The sequence below is a fragment of the Corallococcus sp. AB030 genome, assembly GCF_003668965.1.
GTDB classification, from domain to species: domain Bacteria; phylum Myxococcota; class Myxococcia; order Myxococcales; family Myxococcaceae; genus Corallococcus; species Corallococcus exiguus.
On the sequence record NZ_RAWQ01000322.1, the window covers coordinates 1 to 7317 of the forward strand.

Here is a 7317-nt window from a genome sequence, read left to right on the forward strand (position 1 = left end):
GGCCACGCCCGCGCCAGAGGCCCCCGCCGTGCCCATGTCCGAGCGCCCCATGCCTCCGGGCCTGGACGCCGCGGTGATGGACCCGTCCGTGAACCCCTGTGACGACTTCTACCAGTACGCGTGTGGCGGCTGGCTGAAGGCCACGGAGATCCCCGCCGAGCGCGCGCGCTGGAGCCGCGGCTTCGAGACGGTGGCCGAGCGCAACCAGACCGTGCTGCGCGACATCCTCTCCAAGGCCGCGGAAGGGCAGGGCGAGGGCACCGCGGAAGAGAAGAAGCTGGGCGACTTCTACGGCTCCTGCATGGACGAGGCGAAGCTGGAGCAGTCGTTGCCCACGCTGCGCACGTACCTGGCGAAGCTCAACGGCCTGAAGAGCCCGCAGGCGGTGGCCGGCGCGGTGGCCTGGCTGCACGCGCGCGACGTGAACGCGCTGTTCCGCGTGGGGTCGGATCAGGACCAGAAGGACGCCACGCAGGTCATCGCCGTGGTGGATGCCGGGGGCCTGGGCCTGCCGGACCGCGACTACTACCTCAAGCCCGACGTGAAGATGCGCGAGGCGCGCAACGCCTACCAGGCGCACGTGCAGAAGGTGTTCGAGCTGTTGGGCGACGCGCCCTTCGTGGCCAGCCGCAAGGCCATTGGCATCCTCGCCATCGAGACGCGCCTGGCCAACGCGCGGCTGCCCAAGGAGGAGCGCCGCGAGCCGGAGAAGGTCTACCACCGCCTGGAGCGTCAGGGCCTGAAGCAGCTGGCGCCCGCGTTCCAGTGGGACACCTACTTCGCGCAGGTGGGGCTGCCCGCCGGTGAAGCGCTCAACGTGACGGAGCCGAAGTTCTTCTCGGAGGTGTCCGCGCTGGTGCGTCAGCAGCGGCCGACGGACATGGGGCCGTACCTCTCCTACCACTTGGTGAAGGACGTGCAGACGGCGCTGCCCAAGGCGCTGCGCGACGAGTTCTTCCGCTTCGAGTCCACGGTGCTCACCGGCGCCAAGGCGGACCTGGCGCGCTGGAAGAAGTGCGTGGACGCCACGGACGAAGCGCTGCCGCACGCGCTGGCCAAGCCCTTCATCGCGCGCACCTTCGGCGCGGACGGCAAGGCCACCACGCTGGACATGGTCCAGCAGATTGAGCAGTCCTTCGAGCGCAACCTGGACACGCTGTCCTGGATGGACGCGGAGACCAAGGCGCAGGCGTTGGTGAAGGTGAAGAAGATCACCAACAAGATTGGCTACCCGGACCAGTGGCGCAGCTACGACGGGCTGACGGTGACGCGCGACTCGTACCTGGACAACGTGCTGGCGGCGGACGCCTTCGAGCAGGCGCGCCAGCTGCGCAAGGTGGGCCAGCCGGTGGACCGGCAGGAGTGGTTCATGTCGCCGCCCACGGTGAACGCCTACTACAACGCGGCCACCAACGAGATTGTCTTCCCGGCGGGCATCCTCCAGCCGCCGTTCTTCGGGCGGGACGCGTCCGCGGCGGTGAACTTCGGCGCCATGGGCATGGTGGTGGGCCACGAAATCACCCACGGCTTCGATGATGAAGGCCGCCAGTTCGACGCGGACGGCAACCTGCGCACGTGGTGGACCCCGGCGTCGGACAAGGCCTTCCGCGAGCGCGTGTCGTGCGTGAAGAACCAGTACGACCAGTACACCGCCGTGGACGACGTGAAGGTGAACGGCAAGCTCACCCTGGGCGAGAACGTCGCGGACCTGGGCGGCCTCAAGCTGGCGTACGCGGCCATGGAGTCCTACCTGGCGAAGCGCCCGGAGCAGGCGGCGAAGGCGAACTCGTACCGCTTCACCCCGGGGCAGCAGTTCTTCCTCGCGCACGCGCAATCGTGGTGCTCGAAGATTCGTAATGAAGCTGCGCGGCAGCGGGCGCTGACGGATTCGCACTCGCCGGCGTTCCTGCGCGTGAAGGGGCCGGACGTGAACCTGCCGCAGTTCCAGCAGGCCTTCTCCTGCCCCGCGGGGTCGCCGATGGTGGCGCCCGCTGCGAACCGCTGTGAGGTCTGGTAAGGCTTCGGCCCTACCTGGAGGACGTCATGGGAATCTGCTCGTGGCTGGTGTTGGGCGGTATCGCAGGCTGGCTGGCCAGCATCATCAAGGGCACCAACGCCCGGATGGGGATGTTCGCCAACATCGTCGCCGGCATCGTGGGTGCCATGCTGGGCGGCTGGGTGTTCAGCTTCTTCGGTGGCCGGGGCGTGACAGGCTTCAACCTGTACTCGCTGCTGGTGGCCACGGTGGGCGCGGTCATCCTGCTGTCCATCCTGCAAGCCATCCGGAAATAGCGCCCCCGGATGTCGCGCCCTTCGCTGCCTAGAAGAGCGACAGCTGGGGTGACGTGGAGGGCCGCGCGGGGCGCCGGAAGGTGTCCGGCGCGGCCTCCGTGATGGATGAGGCGCGCATGCCCACCTTGCGCGCCGACGTCGCGAAGAGCTGGTGGATTGTTTGGGCGTAGAGCCCTTCGCCGCGCATGCGGTGCTTGAAGCGGCTGTCGGTGAGCTCCCCGCCGCGCGTCTCGCGGATGCGGTGCAGCACCCGCTCCGCGCGCAGGGGCAGCTTCGCGCGCAGGCGCTCCTCGAAGACGGCCTGCACCGGTCCGGGAAGCCGCAAGAGCGTGTAGTGCGCGCGCGTGGCGCCGGCCTCACGGGCGGCGGTGACGACCCGCGCGATGTCCTCGTCGTTGAGGCCGGGGATGATGGGGGCCACGGACACGGCCACGTCGATGCCGGCCTCCGTGAGCTTGCGGATGGTGGCCAGGCGCCGCTTCGGTGTGGCGACGAGCGGCTCCATGGCGCGCGCCAGCTCCTCGTTGTGGAAGGGGAGGCTGATGCTCACGAACAGCTTCGTCTCTGACGCCAGCCGCTGGAGCACGTCCAGGTCGCGCTCAATCAGCACGCCCTTGGTCACGATGCCCACGGGGTTGCGGTACTCGGCGCAGACCTCCAGGCACTGGCGGGTGAGCCGGAGCGACGCCTCCAGGGGCTGGTAGCAGTCCGTGACGCCGCTGAAGACGACCGTCTCTCCCTTCCACGACGGACGGTCGAAGGCTTCGCGCAAGAGCTCTGGAGCGTTGGGTTTGACGACGAGGCGCGTTTCGAAGTCGGTGCCCGCGCCGAAGTCCAGGTACTGGTGCGTGGGGCGCGCGTAGCAGTAGGCGCAGGCGTGAAGGCAGCCCCGGTACGGGTTGACGCTCCAGGAGAAGCACACGTCGGGGCTGTCGTTGCTCGCGATGATGGAGCGGCTGTGGTCCTCCCAGACTTCCAGGCGCGCGGGGGGAATCTCGTCCAGGTACTCCACCGCGGTGCTGGCCCAGGGGTTGGGCGGATTGTCGACGGGGCGGGCCTTCACCCTGCCAGGGTGTGGCTGAAAGCGCGTTCAGTCAAGACGCCCGCGCGCCTTTACAGCGTGGGGGCCGCGGCCAAAGCTGCCCGGATGGCGAACTACACGGTCAAGCTCTCCAAGGCGCCGAAGGGGCATGAGATTCCACCGCTGCTGGCGGACGTCGGCGCCTGGATTGGCAATCAGTCCCATGGAACGCTGGGCTGGTTCGATGCGCTCGCGGCCGAGCCTGTTCCGAAGGAGTGGAACCCGGCGAAGGCGGACCGGCTTCACCGTGACGCCTTCGCGTTCCTCCAGCTCCCGGATGGCTCGTTGCTCGCGCTCGTGAACCCCGGCGCGGACGCTCCGTGGGCTGTGGCGTTGGTCGGTTCGGAGGGGGAGGCGCGGACGGTCGCGAACAGCCTCGAGGAGTTCCTGGCGCTGTGGGCCCGGGGCGAGACGGAGGTGTCCGACCTGGATGACGAAGAGGGGGCGTCCGGCCGCAAGGCGCTGGCTGCGTGGCTGAAGGCGAAGAAGGTCCGGGCGCCGAAGGCGAAGGACTTCGACTTCGCGGCCTGGCTGGACGGCGACGCCGTGCCCCCCGCGTCCGCGCCTCCCGCGACGGTGCACACGTTCGTTCCCACCGCGGTGATGAAGAAGCTCGGCCCGAAGGTCCAGCAACTGGCGTCGCTCATGGGACGGCGCTCGGACGACCCCGAGGTCATCGCCTACGTGACCGGTGTGCTTGGCAAGAAGGTGCCCGCGTCCACGAGTGAGCGCACCGATTCGGTGAACGTCGAAGCGGCGAAGCACGGCGTCGAAATCGTCTTCTCCCACGACATCCTGAATGACGCCTTCCTGCCCATCCCGAAGACGGCCAAGACGTTCATCCCCTACGTCTCCTCCGCGTGGGTGCGCTCGAAGGTGGGCGAGGACGTCCTGGGCGTGCCGTGGAAGGTGAAGGCGGAGGCGGAGATCACGAAACTGCTCGGCCCGCCCACCGGTCGTAGCGCCGCCTTCGCTGACGAAGACGCGCTCACCGTCGCCTATTGGGACTTCGCGCTCGACACCGCGGAGCACGTGTGGCTCACGCTCGAGTTCGACGAGGCCCTCTCCGTCACCCTCGCCGTGGAGGGCGGGGGCGCCCTCGAGCGGTATCCCGACGTCACGACCGGGCTCTTCATTGGCTATGCCGCGACACGGGGCCTGCTCGATGCGTCGCGATTCCCGGCGCACCGCGCACTGCTCGAGGCTGTCGCGACACGCAAGGCGAAGGGGTCGGAGTTCGTGAAGCAGGCGCTCCCGCGCGGCCTCTGGGACAAACACCTCCGCGAAGCGCCGGGCCTCCGCGAGCTGGCGTGGCGGTGGTTCCACAACATGAACGGGCTGTGGATCACCGCCGACCTCAAGAAGACGTTCGGAAAACGCGCGGGGCCGTTCGGTCACGACGCGCCGAAGCTCGACGACGACACCTGGGACGCCGTCGACAAGGCGGCGCCGCTCCTCGACAAGCGCTTCGCGGCGTGGCTCGCGAAGTAGCGGCCGTGGCCCGTCAGAGCAGCGGGCCACATTTGAGCGTCGCCTCCAGCGCCGTGCGCAGCCGGGTCTTGAGCTGTGGCCGGCCCATGGCGCCCCGCAGCCGGTTCACCGTGTTGCGCACCTCCGTGAGGTTCGCCACCCTCGTGTCTTGCTGGGTCGCGGCGAGGTAGGTGACGCCCTGGGTCCGCAGGGGCGTGAAGAAGTGCTGGCGGTTGTGGGGTTCGAAGAGTGCCGCGGGGACCGCGTTGTGGTGGCCGCCGTACCACATCAACCATTCGAACATGCCCTGGCCGATGGCATGGGCCTCCGTCCCCAGGGTGCCGTTCATGTTCTGGCTCATGCCCACCGCGTGCGTGTTGCACATGACCGTCGTCGACAGGAGCACGCGCGCCATGGGGGCGACGTTCTGGAACTGGTTGAGCCAGGCGTCCACCCGGCCCGTGTTGACGGCGGTGGTGATGCGGTCCACCTCTTCGCGGATGCCGGCCAGGATGTCGTTCGGGTACGTGGCTGCCTGGACCCAGGGGCCGCCGAGCGCGGTGCTGAACCCCGCGTTGACCTCCTTCGTGTTGTAGGGCGCCGACACCGTGCTGGCCTCCCACTGTCCCCGGTAGAGCTCGGAGGTGAAGATGCCGCCCACCATGCTGTGGTGCGGCGGGGCGATGTGGAGCACCTGGGACAGCGCGGCGTGGGAAATGGGGTTGTCGAGCGGCCCCGCGGGGTAGTTGAAGCCCATCTCCGCGTCGATGAGGTGGGGACCCTGGGCCGTGGCCATCACGTTCTCGTGATGGAGGTCGGTGATGCCGAACACCGCCGACACCGTGATGAGCCGACCCAGCTTCCGGAAGTACGTGGGCTGATTCGCCAGGGCAATCTGCCCCGTCTTCGCGACCATCTGCATGTAGCCGTACTCACCCTGCGCGTGCGGAAACGCGACGATGCGGATGGCCGGAAGGTCCGCGTCGAGCGTGGTGAAGAGGCTGTCGGTGTACGGCATCAAGGCGGGGTAGTGCGCGTGGCAGAACTGGTACGACTGGGGGTCGCCCATGAGCAGCAATTGGAAGGTGAGGTCCGACGGCTTGTAGACGACCCGCCCTCCGCAGGAGAACCGCAGCAGCGCGACGCGGTGGCCGGTGTGGTGCGGGTCGCTGCCGGTGACATTCACCTCTGCGAGGCCCCCGACGATGTTGAAGGCGTTCTGCAGCAGGGCGCGGTCCGCCATGATGCGGCTCACCAGCGAGGAGCCGAAGTCCACGTGGGCCCGCACCATGTCCTGGATGATCCGCCAGACGCGATCCGCCGGAGTCTCCGCGAGCGTCTTCACCGTGCCCAGCGCGTTGCGGCCCACGCTCCAGGCGAAGCTGAGCGGATGCAGGTTCCAGGCGTTGTCCATCGCGCCCCACTCCCTGCGCGCGGACAGCACGGCGGCGGCGGAGCAGGGGCCGTAGAGGTCCATCGCCGTGCGGTGGAGGAAGTTGGTCGCCAGCAGGGTGCCCGTCTGGTTCTGGAATCCCGCCTGCTTGAGCGCGCCCGCCAGCTGGCTCACCACCTGCGTGAGGGCGTCCTTGATGAACGGCTTGACCGCGTTCACGTGCGGGGGCGCGCCCTTGATGACCGCCTTCCCCATGAACTTCGTCACTTTGTTCAGCGCGGCGGTGATCTCAGCGTCGTACATGGAGGAGAGCCCAGGGGAGGGAAGGCAGCGTTCACTGCCGGGCAGTCTAGCTGCCCCCCAGTACGACCCATCCAGCGCTCGCAGTGAATTCCGAGGCCCGGAAACACGAAGGCCGGTGGTTCCAGGAAGGAACCACCGGCCTTTGTTTCTTCAGAGCGGCGGAAGGGATTCGAACCCTCGACCCCGAGCTTGGGAAGCTCGTGCTCTACCAACTGAGCTACCACCGCGGGTGATGCGCGAAGCGGGGCCCAAAGTAGGGTCGAGGCCCTGCCTTGTCAACGGGAAGAATCGCCCGGTGTCTGGCGAACCTTTCCGCAGGCGGCGCAGTACCGGGCCTCAGGGGTGCGCAGCGGTTTGCCGCAGTCAGTGCACTGCGGGCCGTACTGGGCGATGCGGTGGTGAATCACCGCGTTCGGATGGCAGCCGGCATAGCCCGTCAGCCTCTCGTAGGCCTGGCTGACGGGAGCGAAGCGCGCCTCCATGGTGGGCTCCGACGAACGGAACGCGGCGCGGTAGAGGTTCGAGACCTCCTCGAACTCCGACTCGTCCAACGTCGGCATCTCTTGCCGGCATCGCCAACACCAAAGTGGCTTCATCGACGGGCCCTAAGCCAACCGGAGTAATTCCGTTCAGGGGTACGCTGCGTTGGTAATGAGCAGCGTGCGCCGGAAGAGGCCCCAGCAGGGCGTGCGGCTAACTGCCGGGCAGCGGCGCCTCCTGACAGGGCTGCTCCGCCGCGGCACGCAGCAGGGAGTGGCGCTGCGTGCCGCGGCTCTCC

6 protein-coding genes and 1 tRNA gene are annotated in these 7317 nt (G+C 68.3%); 3 read left to right on the forward strand and 4 right to left on the reverse strand.

Annotation, left to right across the window (positions count from 1 at the left end; genetic code table 11):
• Both D7Y15_RS41125 and D7Y15_RS41130 read left to right on the forward strand, forming a co-directional pair.
• Positions 1–2017, forward strand: a 2017-nt coding sequence (locus D7Y15_RS41125) for a M13 family metallopeptidase (RefSeq protein WP_148713007.1), incomplete at its 5' end; no start/stop codon positions are given.
• 26 nt (positions 2018–2043) lie between these two features.
• Positions 2044–2292, forward strand: coding sequence for a GlsB/YeaQ/YmgE family stress response membrane protein (locus D7Y15_RS41130; protein ID WP_120581452.1), 249 nt, complete (start codon positions 2044–2046; stop codon positions 2290–2292).
• Between the two features lie 28 nt (positions 2293–2320).
• On the opposite strand, the gene D7Y15_RS41135 is transcribed toward D7Y15_RS41130, so the two are convergent.
• Positions 2321–3355 carry a PA0069 family radical SAM protein gene (locus tag D7Y15_RS41135; RefSeq protein ID WP_120581451.1) on the reverse strand — a complete coding sequence of 345 codons (1035 nt, stop codon included), beginning with the start codon at positions 3353–3355 and terminating at the stop codon, positions 2321–2323.
• 84 nt (positions 3356–3439) lie between these two features.
• On the opposite strand from D7Y15_RS41135, the gene D7Y15_RS41140 reads away from it, so the two are divergent.
• Positions 3440–4864: a hypothetical protein gene (locus D7Y15_RS41140; protein ID WP_121755994.1), complete on the forward strand. Its 1425-nt coding sequence runs from the start codon at positions 3440–3442 to the stop codon at positions 4862–4864.
• Positions 4865–4877: 13 nt separating this feature from the next.
• On the opposite strand, the gene D7Y15_RS41145 is transcribed toward D7Y15_RS41140, so the two are convergent.
• The 3 genes from D7Y15_RS41145 to D7Y15_RS41155 all read right to left on the reverse strand — a co-directional run bounded on the left by D7Y15_RS41145 (position 4878) and on the right by D7Y15_RS41155 (position 7099).
• A complete protein-coding gene (locus tag D7Y15_RS41145) occupies positions 4878–6539 on the reverse strand; it encodes a DUF4135 domain-containing protein (protein ID WP_121755995.1) in 1662 nt (553 codons plus the stop codon).
• A gap of 154 nt (positions 6540–6693) precedes the next feature.
• Positions 6694–6766: transfer RNA gene (locus tag D7Y15_RS41150), tRNA-Gly, on the reverse strand.
• A gap of 48 nt (positions 6767–6814) precedes the next feature.
• Positions 6815–7099, reverse strand: coding sequence for a hypothetical protein (locus tag D7Y15_RS41155; RefSeq protein ID WP_199746053.1), 285 nt, complete (start codon positions 7097–7099; stop codon positions 6815–6817).
• Positions 7100–7317: the final 218 nt, after the last annotated feature.

Coding starts and splice junctions, on each gene's coding strand:
- D7Y15_RS41140 (WP_121755994.1), top strand. CDS start 3,440: ATGGCGAACTACACGGTCAAGCTCTCCAAGGCGCCGAAGGGGCATGAG.
- D7Y15_RS41130 (WP_120581452.1), top strand. CDS start 2,044: ATGGGAATCTGCTCGTGGCTGGTGTTGGGCGGTATCGCAGGCTGGCTG.
- D7Y15_RS41155 (WP_199746053.1), bottom strand. CDS start 7,099: ATGCCGACGTTGGACGAGTCGGAGTTCGAGGAGGTCTCGAACCTCTAC.
- D7Y15_RS41145 (WP_121755995.1), bottom strand. CDS start 6,539: ATGTACGACGCTGAGATCACCGCCGCGCTGAACAAAGTGACGAAGTTC.